This is a genomic window from Pseudomonas sp. GL-RE-26 (assembly GCF_019956275.1).
In the GTDB taxonomy this organism is placed as follows: Bacteria; Pseudomonadota; Gammaproteobacteria; order Pseudomonadales; family Pseudomonadaceae; genus Aquipseudomonas; species Aquipseudomonas grandcourensis.
In genome coordinates this window covers 1-17,818 of sequence record NZ_JAHBDI010000001.1, presented here as the reverse complement: position 1 = coordinate 17,818, position 17,818 = coordinate 1, and the positions used below count along the sequence as shown (strand labels likewise).

Genomic DNA, 17,818 nt, shown 5'->3' with positions numbered 1-17,818 from the left:
CGGAAACTCCATTCGCATCAGGTGTTGCTCATTCTCCGGCGTCAGGCAATCATCAATAAAGACCAATTCACTGCTGAATGATATGAGCCAAATGAATATCACCGACGTCGACCTCAACCTGCTCAAAGTCTTCGAAGCACTCCACGAAGAGTCTAGTGCCAGCCGTGCCGCACTTCGCCTGGGCGTGACGCAATCGGCCGTCAGCGCGGCCTTGCGTCGGTTGCGCGAGCTGTATGGCGATCAGTTGTTCGTGCGCACAGGGCGCGGCCTGGCCCCCTCGCTCAAGGCCAACCAGCTCAAACCGGTGGTCAGCGATGCCCTGAACAAATGCCGGCAGAGCCTGGCGATGGTCGACCCGGCTGCGCAACAGTACGAAGGTCGCTCGGTCACCGTGGGAATGTCGGATGATTTCGAGATTGCCTACGGCCGGCGGCTGATCGAAGAAATCGCCCGTAGCGCGCCTAAACTGCGGCTGATTTTCCGCCAGACCCACAGCCAGATCGTCGCCCAGGCACTGATGGAGCGCAGCATTGACCTGGCAATTACCGCGGGTGGGTTTGCCGAGCGGCTGCTCAGCCGTCAGGTGCTGGGGGAAGGTGGTTATCTGTGCCTGGCGGACCCGTCGAGCTTGGTCGAGGGCCAGCAGAGCATCGGTCTCGAGGAGTTTGTGGCCCGCGAACACATTCTGGTGTCGTCCGGCGGTTTTATCGGGATTACCGATGAAGGATTGGCGGCGCTGGGGCTCAGTCGGCGAGTGTGCGCCTCGACCACGCATTTTGCCGCGTTGCCGCATTTGCTCAAAGGCAGCCGGGCGGTGGCGACCATTCCGGCCCATGCCGCCCAAAGCATCGCAACACTCAGCGGGCTGGCGCTGCTGCCCTGCCCCCTGGCCTTGCCGCGCTACCCGATCGAACTGGGCTGGCGTACCAGCACCCAGCTCGACCCGGTGCTATTGAAAGTGCGCGAGGCGATTGTCGCGAGCTTCGCCTGACAGCCGATGTTACTTGTTGGCCGCCATCAGGCGATTGACTTCACTGCGCACCATGTTGGCGTATTCAGGGGGCGACATGCCGTCCAGTTCGGCGCGCACCCATTCGGCCCACTTGCCTTTGCGCTTGGCCCGTTCGCCAAACAACCGCGCGGCCTCACCCTTGGCTTTGCCCAGGTTGTTTTGCCAGAGTTCGAACAGACGGGATTTCTCGTCTTCAAGCGCAGCGCGCTCGGCGAGGGGTTTGTCGGCCAGATTGAAGCTCATGGGAATTTCCTGCTGCGTAAAATAGGCGACATCTTACACTGTAGGACGAAAGGTCCTGCGCCGGTTTTTCAGGAAGATGACCTCCCCGGGCAAAATAGCTGCAACTTTTCCAACAACGGCAAACTCCATTGTTCACTGTCCACTTACCTGCAAGGAGTACTTCAATGGCCCGCAAAACCGCCGCGCAAGCCGCCGAAGATCAAATCAAGGATCAAGCGTTCAGCGAGCTTCAATCGCTGATCGAAGAGTCGGAAAAGCTGCTGAAAAGCAGTGCCTCACTGGTCGGGGAAGAAGCCGAGACCCTTCGTGGACAAATCGCCCTGAAACTCCAGCAGGCCAGGAATTCGGTGAGCAGCGTACGCGACCGCACCCTGCCCGCGGTCGAGGCTACTGAAACCTATATCGGCGGGCATCCATGGCAAACCGTGGCGATTTCAGCCGGGTTTGGCCTGGTGGTGGGGTTGTTGTTGGGGCGTCGCTAAGCATTCCGATCAAACACCGCAAACCTTGCAGGAGCGAGCTTGCGCGCTCCTGCAAGATCAGAGCCCCGCCAGCTCCCGCAAGTTCGCCAGTGTCCGCCCATCCAGTTCAATGCCATTGGCCAGCGACTTCGCGCGCTGATGATGACGCCGATCACCCGGCAAACGCTTCAGGCCGACACCGTGCATTTGCCGCACCAGTTCCTGGCTGCGCTCGGCAAAACTCTGCCCCGCCGCTTTGGCCGGATCGATCACGATAAGCAATTGGCCAGTCCAGGGTGTCTTGGCGCCAGGGTGGTTCTTCCAGTCGAACTCGAAGGAAAAATTGCCGCCGGTCAGTGCCGCCGCGAGCAACTCGACCATCATCGACAACGCCGAGCCCTTGTGCCCGCCGAAAGGCAGCAACGCGCCGCCCTCAAGAATCGCCTTCGGGTCCGTGGTCGGCTGGCCGAGGCTGTCCACGCCCATCCCTTCCGGCAAGCGCTCACCCTCGCGGGCGGCAATTTGCACATCGCCGTGGGCAATGGCGCTGGTGGCCAGGTCGAAGACAATCGGCGAGCCATCGGCCCGCGGCGCAGCGAAGGCAATCGGGTTGGTGCCGAACAGCGGCCGGTCGGCACCGTGGGGCACCACGCAGGTCATGCTGTTGACCACGCTCAATGCCACGAGGCCTTCATCGGCGAAGGGTTCGACATCCGGCCACAAGGCCGCGAAATGGTGCGAGTTACGGATCGCCAGCACCGCGATGCCGGCACTTCGGGCCTTCTGCACCAGTAGTTCGCGTGCCGCCGCCAGGGCCGGCTGCGCAAAACCGTTGTTGGCGTCGACCCGCACAAACCCAGAAGCCACATCTTCGACCACCGGAACGGCCTGGCCATTGACCCAGCCGCTTTGCAGCGTCGAAACATAACCTGGAATGCGGAATACCCCGTGACTGTGCGCGCCGTCGCGCTCGGCACCGGCGCAGTTTTGCGCCAGCACCCGGGCAACCTCGGCCGACGTGCCATGACGCAGAAAAATCTTCTCCAGCAAAGCGCTCAGCGCTTCGAGTGACAGGTGTGGCGAAACTGCGGTAGAGGCGTGATCGTGTGGCGCAGACATCTGAAGCTCCAGACTAATTATTGGAGGGAACAACAGCGTACAAAGACCCGCCGATTAACAACGCGCGGCGTGCGACCTGTCAACCTTTCGCTCAGGGCAATGAGATATATCCCTGTCACGAATACCCCCGCCCCGTGCGTTAACTATTTACCACCCGCGTCAACGCACCGGCTTTTAGTCTCGATGCTCAATCCACAGGCGCCTTTGAGTGGCCCCTTGAACGAGACTCGACGATGTCTACACCAGTAACTCCGTTGTTCTTCCCCGAGGCGCTGACGTCGCGCGGCCTCTGGAGAGAACTTGGCCAAACCCACGGGCTGACGCAAAGGGACTTCGAATGGTTCAGCCATATCGAACTGGCCACCCAGGCACTGCGCGATGAGCAGACGCCGCCCATGCTGGCGAAGAAAATCCTGCTGAAAATCCCGGGCCTGGAACCCATGGCGCTGGCCGGCAGTTTTGTGCTGACCGCGACGCCCGATGACAATGGCTTGATTTTCTACACCCCGTACGCCGGAATAAAAAAGTTCGCCAACCGAACGGACCTGACCGAACAACTGCTGACGCAACTCAAGGCGGCCAGCGAAGACAGCGACCTGCTGGCCTTCATGGCGCTGTCTCAACGCAAGGCAGTGGTGGACGCCGCCGACATCGAACTGAACTTTCAAACCATCGATGGCGACGTGTTCGAAGAACAGCGCAATACCCTCTCCACCCATCAGCAACTCAACGACCAGGCCCTGCTCGACGAGTTGAAAGCGCTGCCGTCCCTGACATCGCTGCTCGACGCATTGCTCAATGAACAGCTGGCAGCGGCTTTCCCCGGCCTGGATCAGCGCCAGACCCAAGTGAACTTCTACCAGGCAACAACGCCAGAGAACGCTGACGAAAGCCATCCGGCGCGACGCTGGGCCAACTCCCTGTCCCTGAGTGAGGCCGTCCTCCTGCACTATCGCCATCAGCGTTGGCCAGCCGGGTCTTCCCCTGAGTTTTCCCATTCGAAAAAGTCCCCGGCAAAAACCGACCAGCCACTTTGGGAGGCCGCCGTCACGACGATCTCACGTCACCTGATCAGCCTGCTGATCGGGCAGCTCGAAGGTTTCTGGGATGCGGCGAGCGCCGATGGTGCATCGCGTCGCCAGTTCTTCGGCAAGGCCATCGCCGATCAGGCGCGAGTGCAACTGCTGCTCAAGCGCGAAGCCGGGATCATCACCCCTGAGCAGAGCCAGGATTTGCACGCGTTGATCTCGACGGCCAGCCGGACGAACGAATCAATGACGGTCGAAACCGTGCGCCTGTGGGAGTACCAGGCCAACTATGTGGAGTTGGCCGGCTCACTGATGGTCAGCGCCGGCAATGCGTTTCTCTACACGCCCACCGCAGGCCTGCAGGTGCTCGAGGACTATCAGGACTTGCGCGATACGGTGCTGAGCAAGTTCAGCGCGGCCGGTCACGAGGATGAACTCTATGGCCTGCTGAGTCTGGAGGAGCGCCAGCGTTTCATTGGTTTTGACCGGCCGAATGTGACCGGCGAAGTGATTTCCGGCGCGATCTTCCCCAGGCTCTTCGACGGGATCATCGGCAAGCAGCTGCAGAACATGGATTACGCCCTGCAAGTGTTCCGTCACAGTGACGGCGCCGTAGACATCCACGCCCTGTTCGACAAAGCGCTGGATATCCGCTCAATGATCAGCGAGCGACTGCTGACGCAGGCTACCGACGGACGCTGGAGCACGCGCCCCGTGTTATCCGGCGATCAGCATCCCTCCATGGTACTGGCCGATACGGCGGCCGCTTTCGTCAAGAACTTCAGCGACATCGAAACACTGATCAACGCAGATTTTGCAGCACAACCGTTTGCTACTCTGGCCCTGCAACAGGACTATCTGCAAAACATCAAACCCCACCTGGCCCATGCACTTTCCGTTGGCCTGCGGGGCGAGGCCAGCCTGCGGGTGCTCGGCGCGACACTGCGGGATGCGGATCGGGCCATTGTCGAAACGGTCTTCAACCCGGACCTGCCCAACCGGCAAAACCGCCTGTCACTCAAGGGTTTTCGCCCCGATGCCTACTCGTTGACGCTGGAGCGCTCCGGCCAGGAGGATGTCCTGCCGTTGGCCCATTGTCTGCTGCTGACCGAGCGTGGCGGACTCGATCCCTCCCATTCCGGCCGGACGATCCTGTGGACACCCGCCGAGGGCCTGGAAGTCTTTGACACCGTCACTCATGCAAGGCTGGAACTGAACCGTCGCCTGCTCGAACCGCAACTACGCCTGGCGTTGCTGGAAAACCTTACCCCGGCCCAGCGCGTCTTTCACCAACGCTACTCACTCGGACCGTTGCGGCTGATTGAAGGGTCTGTGTTGGAACGGGTCGCGCAATCGTCCATCGAGCACTTCCTGGCTCGCTGTGAACACGTACGCACGTTCGACCTGAGCGACACAAAGCAGAAAAAAGCCCTTGAAGACCTGACCACAGCGGTGCTCAACACCAACCTGCGAAGAGCCTCGTCTATTGCCCGGGCGATCAGCCAGCAGCAGTCCCTGCCCGCCTGGCTGGGAATGGCTCCGCTGCAAGAGCAGCGACTGCACCTTGAACTGCTGGAGCAATACCGCAACAGCGTTGTTGAGGACAAAGACTATTTACACGGGATCACCCCCCTCAAGTCGTACGTGCATGAAACGTTGACGTCGTTGCTTCGCATCCGCTTCCCCGCAACAGCGCTGGATCCTGACAATATTGAAATCACCCCGGACCTGACCCTGGTCGGCCCCGCCCGGAGCCTCACCGAGTTCGCCTTGCACCACGTCAACATTGCGCAAGGCACCGGGTTCAAGGTCAGGTCGGCAACCACCCAAGCCCTGCCCGAGGGGCTGGACCAGGCGGCTGTCCGCCAACTGCTGCTGTCACTGGACATTACGCAGAACTATGCCAAAAACGTCACCGACAACTTGTCGAATCAAGCGGCGGACTTTGAAAAACGGATCCTGCGCTTCGTCAAACAATTGCCCTGGCAACTGCTGCAACACGCCCACGAACTCAAACTGCAACAGCGGCTGTCCGATAGTGGCTTCGATTTGCTTCGGCAAGTGCTGGACATGCCGGACGCCATCGCCCGGGCGACTGTAGAAGGCGCACACGCAATTGCCCGGCCACTGTAACTGATCAAAACCAGCGGTGCCGCTACCGTCAAAGCGCTGGGCCTTTACCTGATTGGCCCAGGCTCGGGCAAGTCAGGCCCGCAAATCCTTTTTGCCCCTTACCACCCCGCTGGTTCACCGTTCATTGAGTTCGGCAACGAGGCCAGCGTTGTCGCGGCGCTCAACACACCGGGGCCATTGCAAGACATGTTGCTACGTCGCCTGCCGGACAGTGAGCAAACGGCGTTTCGCAACCTGTTCGAGTCCACTGTCGGCCAGTCGAGCGAAATCACCCTCGCGTCCAACCCCATCGGTGGCAACCTGCTCACCCATTTGTTCCATGACAACACTAAGCTGCTGATGAAGATGCTCGGCAGCCAGGCAAACGCTACCGCTCAGTCTGACTGGGAGGCCGTCAAACATCTTTTCGGCTCCGGCATCGAGCGCATTTCGGGCCTGCTGCCGGGCAAACTCGCGTATGTACAGTTTCTTTGGAAGGCCTACAAGGACGCCCTGAACTCAGCCGAAGCCCTGCAGGACCATCACTGGACAACCGCGTTGCGCGATTTTGTTGCCGGCGCGGCACAAATCCTGTCATTGGGCCGGTTGTCGCTTGAGGGATGGGCCGAAAGCGCCCAGGCAACCGGCGAAGCCGTTGCTCCATCGGTTGTCACCCCCGTGATCGCGCAACCCTGGTCGAAGATTCTGTCGACAGCAGCAATGCGTACCCGGCTGCAACCGTTCGAAACCACGGTTGAACTCAAGGACCTGGCGAAAAACAGCAGTGACGGCACCTATCTGGAACCGGGCAGCCAGAAAACCTTCGCCGCCATTGCCGGCAAGGTGTACGGCGTGAGCAAGGCCGGCGCGGTCTGGCGAATGGTCAAAGGTACGCAAGAAGGCCCCGTGTTACACACTGCTCCTGACAACCAACTGGTCATCGACCCGGATTTCCACACCGTTCACTTCGGCAAAGCCGTCTCGAAAATGCGCAATCAGAATGTCAATTCCTATGTTGCCAGGGAGGTGCTGAACATCGAGGCCCGGGGGATGGAAGAAATCCGGGCAAGACATCCCGAAAAAGCCCGCATGATCGTGCAGGCCATCGACATGGCCCGCTATTACGCGTTCAACAGCCTGCACAACCTGGTGCAACTCAGGAAACTCGTACCTGGCACAAGGCTCGATACCTTCCTCAAACAGTTCTTTGATGTTGACCAAGTCGACAACGCACTGATCGAGAAAATCAGACAGGCCATCGTCCCCATCTGCAACGCGCTGGTCGATCCCGACGAAGACTGGATGAATTCGCAACGCTTTATCGTCGGTTCAAACCGGAACTCGAAGGACAACCTCGTTGCGTTTGTCGTGCAGAAGGATCTACAGCGCAATGTGCACTTCACGGAAAAATTCTTCGATCAACAACTCGACTGGTACAAATCCCGCCTGACACAGCCCTTCGATCTCGACGGCCACGGCCAGGCCGCGACCTTGATACACGAGTTCGCTAATTTGTTTTCCGGGGCAGTGGACATTGCATACCTTGAGGCCAGGTTGCCATTCAGCGATTTGGTAGCGTCGGTCACCGCCAAGGACGCAGAAAAGAAACAGTCTCAGCTGGACTTCCAGCGAGAAGCCTTGTCGATGGATACCCCAGAGGAGGAACTGTTCGCACGCTGGAACAGCGGACTGCAATCCTGGATCAGCCTGGATTCGATACCGGGTTCTTATCACGTTGGTGAGACTATCCTGAAGCTGACGGGCAGCCAGACCATGGATGAGGCACGAGACGCTTTTTTAAGCGCGAAGGATTCGAAGCAGCGCATCGACGTCATTTTGCACAATGCCGACTCGATCGCTTTCTTGATCTGCGAAATGGGCCGGCAACTGGACCCGATACCGGTCGCTACGCCCCCTAAACCCTGATCCCGGCGTAATAACGCGCAGATCCCCGGATCTGCGCGCTACAGCAGTGTTTGATGTGATCTTTTTTTCAGGCGCCCCTGTGGATACTGCTACTCGATAGCAGGTGTTCCAGAGGCGAGGCGTTGAAAAAAAATTACACATTGATGGTTAAATGCCATGACTGATGTTCTCGCAGACTTCCCCCAAGGTTAGAATGCAGGAAACCAGGAAGGGCCAATGACCGATCACACGCTTTCGGAAGCCGAATACGACGCCATCACCGATGCCGCTGCGCATTGGTGCATGCGTCTGCACGCCAGTGACTGCACCGAGCAAGAGCGCCAGGCGTTCGCGCAATGGCGTAACGCGCATCCGCTCCATGCCTTCGAGTACGAAGCGATGCTGGAGATCTGGGATGTCGCTGGCGACTTGCCCCGTCCCGAACCCGTCGTGCCGCTGGTTCGCACCCAAGCGCAAAACCCGTGGCGCCGCCTGGGTATTGCCGCGGCGATATGTGCCCTGGCACTGCCTTTGGCCGGTTATGGCGGCTGGCACCTGGGCTGGGTACCGAATGCGTACCAGCATTTCGAAGCGACCGACAATGTTCGAACGGTCACCTTGAAAGACGGCAGTCAGGTGGAACTGAACCTGGGCAGCGAGCTGACGTACAGCAACTACAAGGATCAGCGGCAAGTCACGCTGAAAAAAGGCGAAGCCTTCTTCAGGGTCAGCCATGACACCCGCCACCCCTTCGTGGTCAAGGCCGCCGAAGGCCGTATTCGCGTGACCGGCACCCAATTCAACGTCTGGATGTATGAAGACCAGGTCAAGGTCAACCTGATCGAGGGTTCGGTACTGGTCAGCAGCAACGCCGACCTGCCCGGCGACGGATTGCGTCTGGACCCGGCGATGCAGGCCAGTTATCACCGCGGCGATTTCATCCCCCGCATCAGCCAGACCTATGACAATGACAGCGCGCTGGCCTGGCGTCAGGGCAAGCTGGTGCTCGACGATCTGGCCCTGAGCGATGCGCTGCCCTTGATCAATCGCTACCTGGACAAACCGTTGATGGTGGCTGACCACAGCACCGGTTCGATCCACATCGGCGGCATCTACAACATCAAGGAGATCAACGGCCTGGTGAAATCCTTGCCGCGGGTCCTGCCGGTCTACCTGACCCGTAACCAGAACGGCAATCTGGTGGTCAACGCGATTCCGCAAACCTCCCCGAAAAGTTGAAAAGGCCGCCACCCCTGCGGGGTGCGGCCTTCAGCGTTCATGCAAAACTCCACTCCCTTACTGCGCGGCCACCTCGGCATCCTGCTGGCGGATCGTCTGCACCTGATAGGCCGGATCGGACAGGATCTGTTGCTCGGTGAAAGGCAGCACGCTCCATTGCTTCCTGGAAAATGCCTGCGTCTGATCTCGTGAATACTTCGAGGTCGGGTCGCTGGACAACGAGAACGCCAGCAGCCCTTTGGCCTGCGGTCCGTTTTCGTCAAAGGTCACCACTTGCAGGTAACTCGTGCCGCTGACCACTTCACGCTTGCCATCGCTGCGCGGCACGCTCTGGATGGCGTTATACACCCCCAGCGCACCCGGCCCGCCATGGATCGGCGTCTGTTGTCCGCCGCTGCTGGCCACCTGGATATCGCCCCAACGGCTATCGGGTTTCAGTCCTGATGCCTTGACCTGTTCAACTGAAGCCAGCATCGCTGCCCGCAGCGCCTTCGCCACTTGCGGGTGATCGACAGCGAGTCCACGTGGAGTATGTAGCGGATCCTGCGGATCGAATGCCACGCGCCATACGTCCGGCATTGACTCCAATGCCTCCATGACATTCTGGAAGTGCACAAAACCCAGACCGCTGCCCAGGTTCGCGTTGCGGTCCCAGGCCTTTAGGCTGGCGCACAGTGGCGCAAGCGTTTTTGCATCGGCACCGAAATCCGTCGCGCAAAATTGCAGCAGGTCCGGCATCACTTGATCCGCCTGATAAACCTGATCGTCCATCACCATGCGTTGCAAGTCCGCAGCCCCGACCTTGCCGGCCTTGGTCAACATACTCAAACGATCCAGGGCAAAACGTGAACGCAGCCCCAATGGCTGGCTGTCCTGACTGATCAACGGCGAATAGCCGGTCAGCGGTTGCGCCGGGTTGGCCATCCATGCCGAGTCGTTGGAATGCTGGACAAAATCCTTGCGCAGCAATTGCGGCAACTTGTCCGCTGCATAGATACCCTGTTGTGGCGCCTGCGGGTCGATGTCCCAGGCACAGGCGCTGTTGGAACCGTCGAGAATGATCATCTGCAAGCCAACCCGCGGATCGCTGCATTGCGCCAGCTTGTCGACGCTGACGTTGGGCACCACCGAGAGGTTCATGTACAGCGTCTGCCCCTGATCGTCCGCCGCCAGCGTGTTGACCCACGGAATGCCCTGGATCCTGTGCACCGAGGCCTGGAAATCCTTGAGGTTTTCAGCACGGTTCATCGCGTACCACTGCTGCAGAACGCGGTCGTTATCCAGATTGGCGTCACGCAGGCTATAGGCGTATTGATGATCCCAATCCAGTCTTCCCGGCCATTGCACCACCGGACCGAATTTCGAGCTGTAGACCTCGTGGGAAATCGCCCGGACCTGCCCGTCCGCCTGCCTGACGTTGACGGTCACGGTCTGCGTGTCCATCGGCAAGGACTGGCCGTCGAGCAGGTAACGGGTCGGATCCTTGGGGTCCAGTTGCAGGCGATACAGCGTGAAATGCCTGGACGAATCCACGGTGTGGGTCCAGGCCAGATGTTGATTGAAACCGATGTTGATCAGCGGCAGGCCGGGCAACGCCGCACCCATCACGTCCAGTTTGCCGGGAATGGTCAGGTGCATCTGATAAAAACGCATGCCGCCCACCCACGGAAAGTGCGGGTTGGCCAGCAACATACCGCGTCCGTTGAAGGAACGCTCGCTGCCGACCGCGACGGCGTTGCTGCCCCGGTCCAGGGCAAAGCGCTGCATCCGCGTGGCGGCCACCTGGAACGCTGCCTGTGCACTTGACGCCTGGGCAACGGCTTTGGGTGGCGTGGCACCGGCCAGGGCTTCGGCAAACTGGCCGACACCACCTTCGACCAACAGGCGGCGGGTCAGCTTGACCAGATCCGACGTGGTGATGTCGCGCACCCAATCGCCCTGGCACTGCGGCGGCAATCCCTGGGCGCGACGTTCGCTCAAGGAGCGGTTGTACCCCGCCACATAGCCTTCAATCAGCTCACGCACTGGCGGGGTCTGGGCCTGCCAGAAACCGGCGACCGCCTGCGGGGTGTTCAGCCAGGTGAAAAACACATCGCTGACCAGGTTCTCGCGCTCCTCAACGGTGAACTGATCCGGCCCGAAATACCGCGAACGTTCGCCGTTGACCGTAGTGATCTCGTTGGCCAGCAGGCACAGGTTGTCCTGGGCGTAGGCATAGCCGATGCCGTAGCCGAGCCCGCGTTCGTTGTCGGCGCGGATGTGCGGCACGCCGAAACCGGTTCTGCGGATGTCCGCGCTCGTTTGCGCAGGCGTACCGCTCGCGCTCGCCGCAAGGCTCAGCCCGAGGCTCAACCCCAGAGTCACACCCGCCAGGCTCAACCTGGTTAACTGGCTGGAAATAATCACGCTCGCTCCTGATCGAAAAATCGATGGCCACGGCTGCGCATACCCACGCGCACCAAGCCTCCCTGTAGGGACGAAGCTCACCACAAAAATTTAGGAAATTACTGTGCAACGACCCATGGTCTGACAGGTTGATCACGCGATGGCGACAAATTTTCTACATTCGAGCCTTCATGATTCGGGCGGCTCATACGTCTAGTCCTGTAAGAGCGCCCATTTTTTCCTGATCAGGCTCTGAAAGGAGTTTTGCAATGTACAACTCGCAACTGCCAACGGACGGTAGCAATGCGCCAAAGGGTACTTCCATGGGAGTCGGCGTACTCGAGCCGCATACCGATCGCCACGGCAACGAGCGGATCCGGATCCTGCTCAAAAGCTTTGGCCTTCGAACCAGTCTGATCCGCCTGAAAGTCATCGACGCCTTGCTGACGGCCGCCGAAAACGACCGCAGCCTTGGCGTGCGCGGCGTGCACAGCCAATTGCTGGAGCTGGATATTCCCCTGTCCTTTCTCAGCGTGCGTGAAGTGCTAAAACGTTTGTGCAGCGAAGGCGTGATTGTCCTCAACCCCGACAAAAGCTACAGCCTGCATCCACAGGCTGCTGCCATCCTGCGCAACCGATGATCGAATGATCAGGGCTTGACCTTGCGGCGCATCACGCCATTGATGACCACCACGATCACCGCCACACCAATGGCGATGTACTGGAACATTTTTTCGCTGATGACGCCGGTGTTCTGCAACCAGGAAAGGCCAAACATGATCCCCAGCACCACCAGGGAGATCAGAATCGAGTATTTCAAACGTTGCGACTGAGTCATTGCGGGTTCCTGAATCTGAAAATGTATCCGGTTTGTATCGACGCGCATGCCAAGCGCTTACCCTGTTTCGGGGATAAGCGGCTACAAGCGGGGTCTCATGTTACAGCCGATGAAGAGTTTTAGCTTCATTGCGGCGATAACCATGAGGACTTTCAAATGTTGCGTCGAATCACTCTGCTGATTCCCCTGTTTGCCATCCTGACCCTGAGCGGATGCATTGTTTTCCCCCACGGGGGCTGGCACCACGATCACTATGACAACCATGGCGGACCGGGTTACTACCAGCATCGTTAACAACCACTCAATGCCCTGAATCCTTGCGGTAAAAGTCATTGCCGGGCTGGGCACACAGTTCCACCAGCCAATCGACAAACACACGCACCCGCCGGGATAACTGGCGGTGCGGCGGATAAAGCGCCGTCATCGGCATGCCCGGTGGCGGCACTTCCCTCAACACTTCACACAAACGCCCCTCCTCCAGTTGCCGCGCTACGTGATAGTACGGCATCTGCACCAGGCCATATCCGGCCTCGCACGCCGCCAGATAACCATCGGCACTGTTGACCGCCACCTGCTTGGGCAAGTCGACCGACTGCACTTGTCCACCGACAACAAACTCCAGTCCATAGCGTTTTCCGCTGCTGCTGGAGACGTACTCGACCATCTGGTGCCCGCGCAGGTCATCGAGCGTATGGGGCGCAGCGTGCCGCTGCAGGTAGTCGGGGCTGGCACAGGTCACCTGATCCAACACCACCAGCGGCCGCGCCACCAGCGAATCGTCCAGCGGTGAACCACCGCGCAAGACACAATCGACACCTTCGCGAATCAGGTCCACCGGCCGGTCATTCAGGCCGATTTCCAGCTCGATCAAGGGATAGCGGGCGGTGAATTGCGGGAGTGCCGGAATCACAATCAGGCGCCCCACGCCCGCCGGCATGTCCACGCGCAACAACCCCTTGGGATTGTGGCGCGCGGCACTGAACACCGCTTCGGTCTCTTCCAGGTCCGCCAGCAAGCGCACGCAACGCGGGTAATAGGCCGCGCCGTCGAGCGTCAGGCTGATCTGCCGCGTGGTGCGTTGCAGCAGTTGCACCCCAAGGTGCGCCTCCAGTTGCTTGATCAGGATGGTGACCGAGGCCCGGGGCAATTGCAGGCTGTCGGCGGCCTTGGCAAAGCCGCCCAACTCGACGATTCGGGTAAAGACGCGCATGGCGTTGAAACGGTCCATTGCTGGCTCCACCGGCTGACTATTTAGATTTAACGAATAGTGATAGCCGTTTTAGCCGGTTTATCTTGTTTCTGTCGAGGCGAACAATGGCGATTCACTTCACAGGGAGCTGATTTCATGCACACACGTCAATTGGGAAAAAACGGTCCACAGGTGTCGGCCATCGGCCTGGGCTGCATGGGCATGACCGATTTCTACACCACCGGCACCGACACCCGGGAGGCCACGGCCACCTTGCATCGCGCGCTGGAACTGGGCGTCAACCTGCTCGATACCGCCGACATGTACGGCCCGCACTCCAATGAAGAACTGATCGGCAAAGCCATTGCCGGCAAGCGCGATCAGGTGTTCCTGGCCAGCAAGTTCGGGATCGTCCGCGACCCGGCCAACCCCACCGCCCGTGGCGTCAACGGTCGGCCGGAATACATTCGCCAGTCCATCGACGGTAGCTTGAAGCGCCTGGGCGTGGACACTCTCGACCTGTATTACCAGCACCGAATCGACCCGCAGGTGGCCATCGAAGAAACCGTCGGCGCCATGGCCGAACTGGTCAGTGCCGGCAAGGTGCGTTATCTGGGATTGAGCGAGGCCTCGGCGGCGACCCTGGAACGGGCGCACAAGGTTCATCCGATCAGTGCGTTGCAAAGTGAGTATTCACTGTGGAGTCGCGATCAGGAAGAAAACGGTTGTCTGGCGGCCTGCCAGCGCCTGGGCGTCGCATTTGTGCCTTACAGCCCGTTGGGCCGAGGGTTTCTGACCGGCGCATTGAAAAACCCGGATGATTTCGCGGCCGACGATTACCGCCGCTTCAGCCCGCGTTTCCAGGGCGAGAACTTCGCGAAAAACCTGCTGCTGGTGCAACAGATACAAGCGCTGGCGGCAGAAAAAGGCGTGACGGCGGGCCAACTGGCACTGGCGTGGGTGCTGGCCCAGGGTGACTACCTGATTCCGATTCCGGGCACCAAGCAACGCAAGTACCTCGAAGAAAACGTGGCTGCTCTGGATGTAGCGCTGAGCGCCGAAGAACTGCACGCGCTGGAAGCGATCTTTCCGGCAAATGCCACCGCTGGCCTGCGTTATCCGGAAGAAGTCATGAAACTGCTCGACCGCTAAGGGTTGCCGGCCCGTTCGATAAGCGCAACGGGCCGCCTCCCCCATCAAGTCTATCCTGACGATTTTGTAATGTGCCCCTCATCTGCCTGTCAGCGTTGATCTACCATCATCAAGCGGCGGCTCCTTGTAGCACTTCGAAACACTCCTTGAATGCCTGATCCATAAAAATGGTCAGAATGCGTTTTTTTGCCCGTTAGCCGAGACGAATCCCATGCGAAACCCTCTGCGTCTGATCGCCCTGAGCGCCCTGTTCATGTCCTCCCTGGCCCAGGCCGCCGACCTCATTCCGATCGAGGTTCATCGCGACGCCAATTGTGGTTGCTGCAAAAAATGGATCACCCACCTGGAGGCCAATGGCTTCAAGGTCGAAGACCACGTCGAAGCCAACATGAGCGAGTTCAAGCAGCAGCACGGCGTGCCGCCTCGCCTGGCGTCGTGCCACACCGCGTTGATCAACGGCAAATTCGTCGAAGGTCATGTCCCGGCCGACCAGGTCCTGGCCTTGAGCAAGCGCGACGATCTGCTGGGCGTCGCGGCCCCCGGCATGCCCATGGGTTCGCCCGGCATGGAAATGGACGGCATGAGCGATGCCTATCAGGTCATCGGCCTGAAAAAGGACGGCACTGACGTGGTGGTTGCGGACTATCCCGCCCATTGATGTCCGGCGCGTACTTCGGGCTGTTTTTCGCGGCATTCGGTGCTGCCACGCTGCTGCCGTTGCAATCCGAAGCGGTGCTGGTCGGATTGCTCCTCAGCGATCGCTATTGGCTCTGGGCACTGCTGGCCGTGGCAACCTTCGGCAACGTTCTGGGGTCGCTGCTTAACTGGTGGCTGGGACGCAGCATCGAGCGATTCCGCGACCGACGCTGGTTTCCGGTGAGTCCCCGACACCTGGAAAGAGCCCGGCTGCATTACCAACGCTACGGCCACTGGTCATTGCTGCTCAGTTGGCTGCCGGTGATCGGCGATCCGCTGACGCTGGTCGCCGGGGTCATGCGCGAGCCGCTGGGGCGCTTCCTGCTGATCGTCACCCTGGCCAAAGGTGCCCGCTACGGCGTGCTGGCCGTGGCGACGTTGGGCTGGATGGGTTGAACCATCAAGGGCGACGGTTGCCTGTGTTTAATGCCGCCCCAATCGAATCGATCCAGCATCGGCGGATTTTCCATGGAGCTCTCCCATGTCGCGCCCCTTCTCCCGCTGGTTGCCCAGCCTTTTACTGACCGCCACCCTGCCCGTCATTGCCCACGCCGAAGGACCGGAATACGGCCCCGAGTTGCAAGGTTTTGACTCCCCCTACACCCTCAAGCACTTCGCCTTTGAATCCCAGGGCCAATCCCTGCAAATGGGTTACACGGACGTCGCCGCCCACGGCAAACAAGTGCCAAGATGATTCCCCAGTCCACGCTGGTCGAATTCCCCGGCATGGGCCACGCACCACAGATGGAAGAAGCGGCACAATTCCACCAGGCCCTGCTCGCCTGGCTGAAAAAGACCAACCCAGTGCGTTGAAGAGGAAAGGCTGATGCCAGTGCAGATTGCAGTGCTAGATGATTGGCAGGATGTGGCGCGGGATGTGGTGGCCTGGTCGGCGGGTGCTCCGATTCGTTTGCTGGGTTGATACTCCAATGTGGGAGCAAGCTCGCTCCCACAGGGATCTTCAGCGCACACAACGCTGCGCTATGTGCTTTCCTTGAAAACACCACGCGTAACGAATAATTGTTCATGCTGCGGTGTTCTCATCACATCAACCATGCGCTGCGTCTGGCGGGGCGCAACCTGATCCGAAACCCATGAACCTGTGGAGCAATGCCCATGAATATTCGCTTTGCTGTTCTGATGCCCCCCCTGTTGCTGGCCGTCGGGTTGTCCGGTTCCCTCGCCCTGGCCAACGGTGGTGGCGGCGGTGACGACATGCCCACCAGGCCCAACTGCCCGAAAGGTCAGGTGCTGGATACCAGATCGCATCGGTGCGTGAGGCAGACCAGCAACCTGGTGCCGGACGAAGACCGCACCAACTATGCCTATCAACTGGCCAAGGCCGAGCGTTATGAAGAAGCCCTGGCCCTGCTCGACACGCTGAAACAGCCAAACACGGCAAAAGCGTTGAACTATCGCGGCTACGCCACGCGTAAACTGGGACGTACCGACGAAGGCATCGGCTATTACCTGCAATCGGTAAAACTTGACCCGCAGTATGCGCAAGTCCGCGAATACCTCGGCGAGGCCTATGTGATCAAAGGCCGGCTGGATCTTGCGCAGGAGCAACTACAGCAGATCAAATCCATCTGCGGCAGTACTCAATGCGAGGAGTACCAGGATCTGGCCGAAGCCATCAACGGTTCATCGAAAACCTGACAACCCGAGCGGACGGAGGTCGCCATCGCCAGCGATCAGGCAATACGAACGGAACTGAACCAGCATCTGGCGCGTTTATGGCGCTACGGCCTGCTGCTGTCCCGGCAACGGCATGTCGCCGATGACCTGGTGCAAGCTACTTGCGTGCGGGCGCTGGAACGGGCCGGGCAATACGTGCCGGGAACGCGCATGGACCGCTGGCTGCTGAGCATTCTGCATTCGATCTGGCTCAACGAAGTCCGCGCCCGACGGGTGCGCCAGGGTCAGGGCCAGGTAGACGCCGATCAGGCCTTGTCGTTCGATGGTGAATCCGTGGCCCAGACCCACGTGTTGGCGGCGCAGGTCATCCGTCGCGTCGATGCGTTGCCCGAGACCCAGCGCGAAACGGTGTTTCTCGCGTATGTCGAAGGCTTGTCCTATCGAGAAGTCGCTGACGTCTTGCAAGTGCCCATCGGCACGGTCATGAGCCGCCTGGCCGCCGCTCGGGCGAAACTGGCCGAATACCCACCGTTGCACACGGTGCCCACCCCTAACCGAGGAGAACATTGATGAACACGATACCCTCGGACGAACAACTGGTGGCTTACCTCGACAACCAACTCGATACCGAGCAGCGCGCGCGCATCGACGCGGCCGTCAGTGCCGACCCGATGCTCGGCCTTCGCCTGCAGTGGCTGGATCGCAGCAGCCTGCCGTTCAAGGACGCCTACGATGAGCTGGCCCGACAGGCGCCGGTGGATCGCCTGCAAGCCATGCTCGCCACAATGCCCTCACCCGCCC

Annotated in this window: 16 protein-coding genes and 3 pseudogenes; 14 read left to right on the top strand and 5 right to left on the bottom strand. The window is 59.9% G+C overall.

Annotated features, from left to right (window positions below):
• Nucleotides 1-82: 82 nt before the first annotated feature.
• The gene (locus tag KGB07_RS00090; protein WP_046042100.1) at nucleotides 83-991 is read left to right on the top strand and encodes a LysR family transcriptional regulator; all 909 of its coding nucleotides are present in this window, start codon (nucleotides 83-85) and stop codon (nucleotides 989-991) included.
• Nucleotides 992-1,000: 9 nt separating this feature from the next.
• On the opposite strand, the gene KGB07_RS00085 is transcribed toward KGB07_RS00090, so the two are convergent.
• A complete protein-coding gene (locus KGB07_RS00085) occupies nucleotides 1,001-1,255 on the bottom strand; it encodes a hypothetical protein (protein WP_007970091.1) in 255 nt (84 codons plus the stop codon).
• Between the two features lie 164 nt (nucleotides 1,256-1,419).
• On the opposite strand from KGB07_RS00085, the gene KGB07_RS00080 reads away from it, so the two are divergent.
• Nucleotides 1,420-1,737 (top strand): YqjD family protein, encoded by a 318-nt coding sequence (locus tag KGB07_RS00080; protein WP_223464066.1) that lies wholly within the window; start codon nucleotides 1,420-1,422, stop codon nucleotides 1,735-1,737.
• 57 nt (nucleotides 1,738-1,794) lie between these two features.
• Here KGB07_RS00080 and KGB07_RS00075 read toward each other — a convergent pair whose 3' ends face one another.
• Nucleotides 1,795-2,835 (bottom strand): Ldh family oxidoreductase, encoded by a 1,041-nt coding sequence (locus KGB07_RS00075; protein ID WP_046042102.1) that lies wholly within the window; start codon nucleotides 2,833-2,835, stop codon nucleotides 1,795-1,797.
• A gap of 233 nt (nucleotides 2,836-3,068) precedes the next feature.
• Here KGB07_RS00075 and KGB07_RS00070 point away from each other — a divergent pair.
• A pseudogene (locus KGB07_RS00070) lies at nucleotides 3,069-7,901 on the top strand (dermonecrotic toxin domain-containing protein).
• A gap of 216 nt (nucleotides 7,902-8,117) precedes the next feature.
• Entirely contained in the window at nucleotides 8,118-9,119 is a 1,002-nt protein-coding gene (locus KGB07_RS00065) for a FecR family protein (RefSeq protein ID WP_223464064.1), read from the top strand.
• 57 nt (nucleotides 9,120-9,176) lie between these two features.
• Here the strand turns inward: KGB07_RS00065 and KGB07_RS00060 are convergent, their stop codons facing one another.
• On the bottom strand, nucleotides 9,177-11,525 hold the full coding sequence (locus KGB07_RS00060) for an acylase (RefSeq protein WP_223464062.1): 2,349 nt from the start codon (nucleotides 11,523-11,525) through the stop codon (nucleotides 9,177-9,179).
• Between the two features lie 248 nt (nucleotides 11,526-11,773).
• On the opposite strand from KGB07_RS00060, the gene KGB07_RS00055 reads away from it, so the two are divergent.
• Nucleotides 11,774-12,145 carry a fe2+ zn2+ uptake regulation protein gene (locus tag KGB07_RS00055; protein ID WP_223464060.1) on the top strand — a complete coding sequence of 124 codons (372 nt, stop codon included), beginning with the start codon at nucleotides 11,774-11,776 and terminating at the stop codon, nucleotides 12,143-12,145.
• An 8-nt stretch (nucleotides 12,146-12,153) separates the two neighbouring features.
• Here KGB07_RS00055 and KGB07_RS00050 read toward each other — a convergent pair whose 3' ends face one another.
• Nucleotides 12,154-12,342: a hypothetical protein gene (locus KGB07_RS00050; protein ID WP_007970993.1), complete on the bottom strand. Its 189-nt coding sequence runs from the start codon at nucleotides 12,340-12,342 to the stop codon at nucleotides 12,154-12,156.
• Between the two features lie 156 nt (nucleotides 12,343-12,498).
• Between KGB07_RS00050 and KGB07_RS00045 the strand changes: the two genes are divergently transcribed.
• The gene (locus tag KGB07_RS00045; RefSeq protein WP_185754815.1) at nucleotides 12,499-12,636 is read left to right on the top strand and encodes a hypothetical protein; all 138 of its coding nucleotides are present in this window, start codon (nucleotides 12,499-12,501) and stop codon (nucleotides 12,634-12,636) included.
• Between the two features lie 7 nt (nucleotides 12,637-12,643).
• Here the strand turns inward: KGB07_RS00045 and KGB07_RS00040 are convergent, their stop codons facing one another.
• Complete coding sequence (locus KGB07_RS00040) at nucleotides 12,644-13,570, bottom strand: LysR family transcriptional regulator (RefSeq protein ID WP_046042109.1); 927 nt, start codon at nucleotides 13,568-13,570, stop codon at nucleotides 12,644-12,646.
• Nucleotides 13,571-13,687: 117 nt separating this feature from the next.
• Between KGB07_RS00040 and KGB07_RS00035 the strand changes: the two genes are divergently transcribed.
• The 8 genes and pseudogenes from KGB07_RS00035 to KGB07_RS00005 all read left to right on the top strand — a co-directional run.
• Nucleotides 13,688-14,683, top strand: a complete 996-nt coding sequence (locus KGB07_RS00035; RefSeq protein ID WP_046042110.1) for an aldo/keto reductase — start codon at nucleotides 13,688-13,690, stop codon at nucleotides 14,681-14,683.
• A 211-nt stretch (nucleotides 14,684-14,894) separates the two neighbouring features.
• Complete coding sequence (locus tag KGB07_RS00030; RefSeq protein ID WP_150753558.1) at nucleotides 14,895-15,341, top strand: DUF411 domain-containing protein; 447 nt, start codon at nucleotides 14,895-14,897, stop codon at nucleotides 15,339-15,341.
• Complete coding sequence (locus KGB07_RS00025; protein ID WP_046042112.1) at nucleotides 15,341-15,775, top strand: YqaA family protein; 435 nt, start codon at nucleotides 15,341-15,343, stop codon at nucleotides 15,773-15,775. Before KGB07_RS00030 ends, KGB07_RS00025 begins: the two co-directional genes overlap by 1 nt.
• Before the next feature lie 85 nt (nucleotides 15,776-15,860).
• Nucleotides 15,861-16,058 (top strand): annotated as a pseudogene (locus KGB07_RS00020) (alpha/beta hydrolase); the annotation flags it as partial.
• Between the two features lie 11 nt (nucleotides 16,059-16,069).
• Complete coding sequence (locus tag KGB07_RS29475; protein WP_185754816.1) at nucleotides 16,070-16,192, top strand: alpha/beta fold hydrolase; 123 nt, start codon at nucleotides 16,070-16,072, stop codon at nucleotides 16,190-16,192.
• A 303-nt stretch (nucleotides 16,193-16,495) separates the two neighbouring features.
• Nucleotides 16,496-17,038 carry a tetratricopeptide repeat protein gene (locus KGB07_RS00015; RefSeq protein ID WP_223464058.1) on the top strand — a complete coding sequence of 181 codons (543 nt, stop codon included), beginning with the start codon at nucleotides 16,496-16,498 and terminating at the stop codon, nucleotides 17,036-17,038.
• Nucleotides 17,039-17,104: 66 nt separating this feature from the next.
• A complete protein-coding gene (locus tag KGB07_RS00010) occupies nucleotides 17,105-17,587 on the top strand; it encodes an RNA polymerase sigma factor (RefSeq protein WP_404942365.1) in 483 nt (160 codons plus the stop codon).
• Nucleotides 17,587-17,818, top strand: a pseudogene (locus KGB07_RS00005) (transcriptional regulator); the annotation flags it as partial. The gene KGB07_RS00010 and the pseudogene KGB07_RS00005, both read left to right, overlap by 1 nt.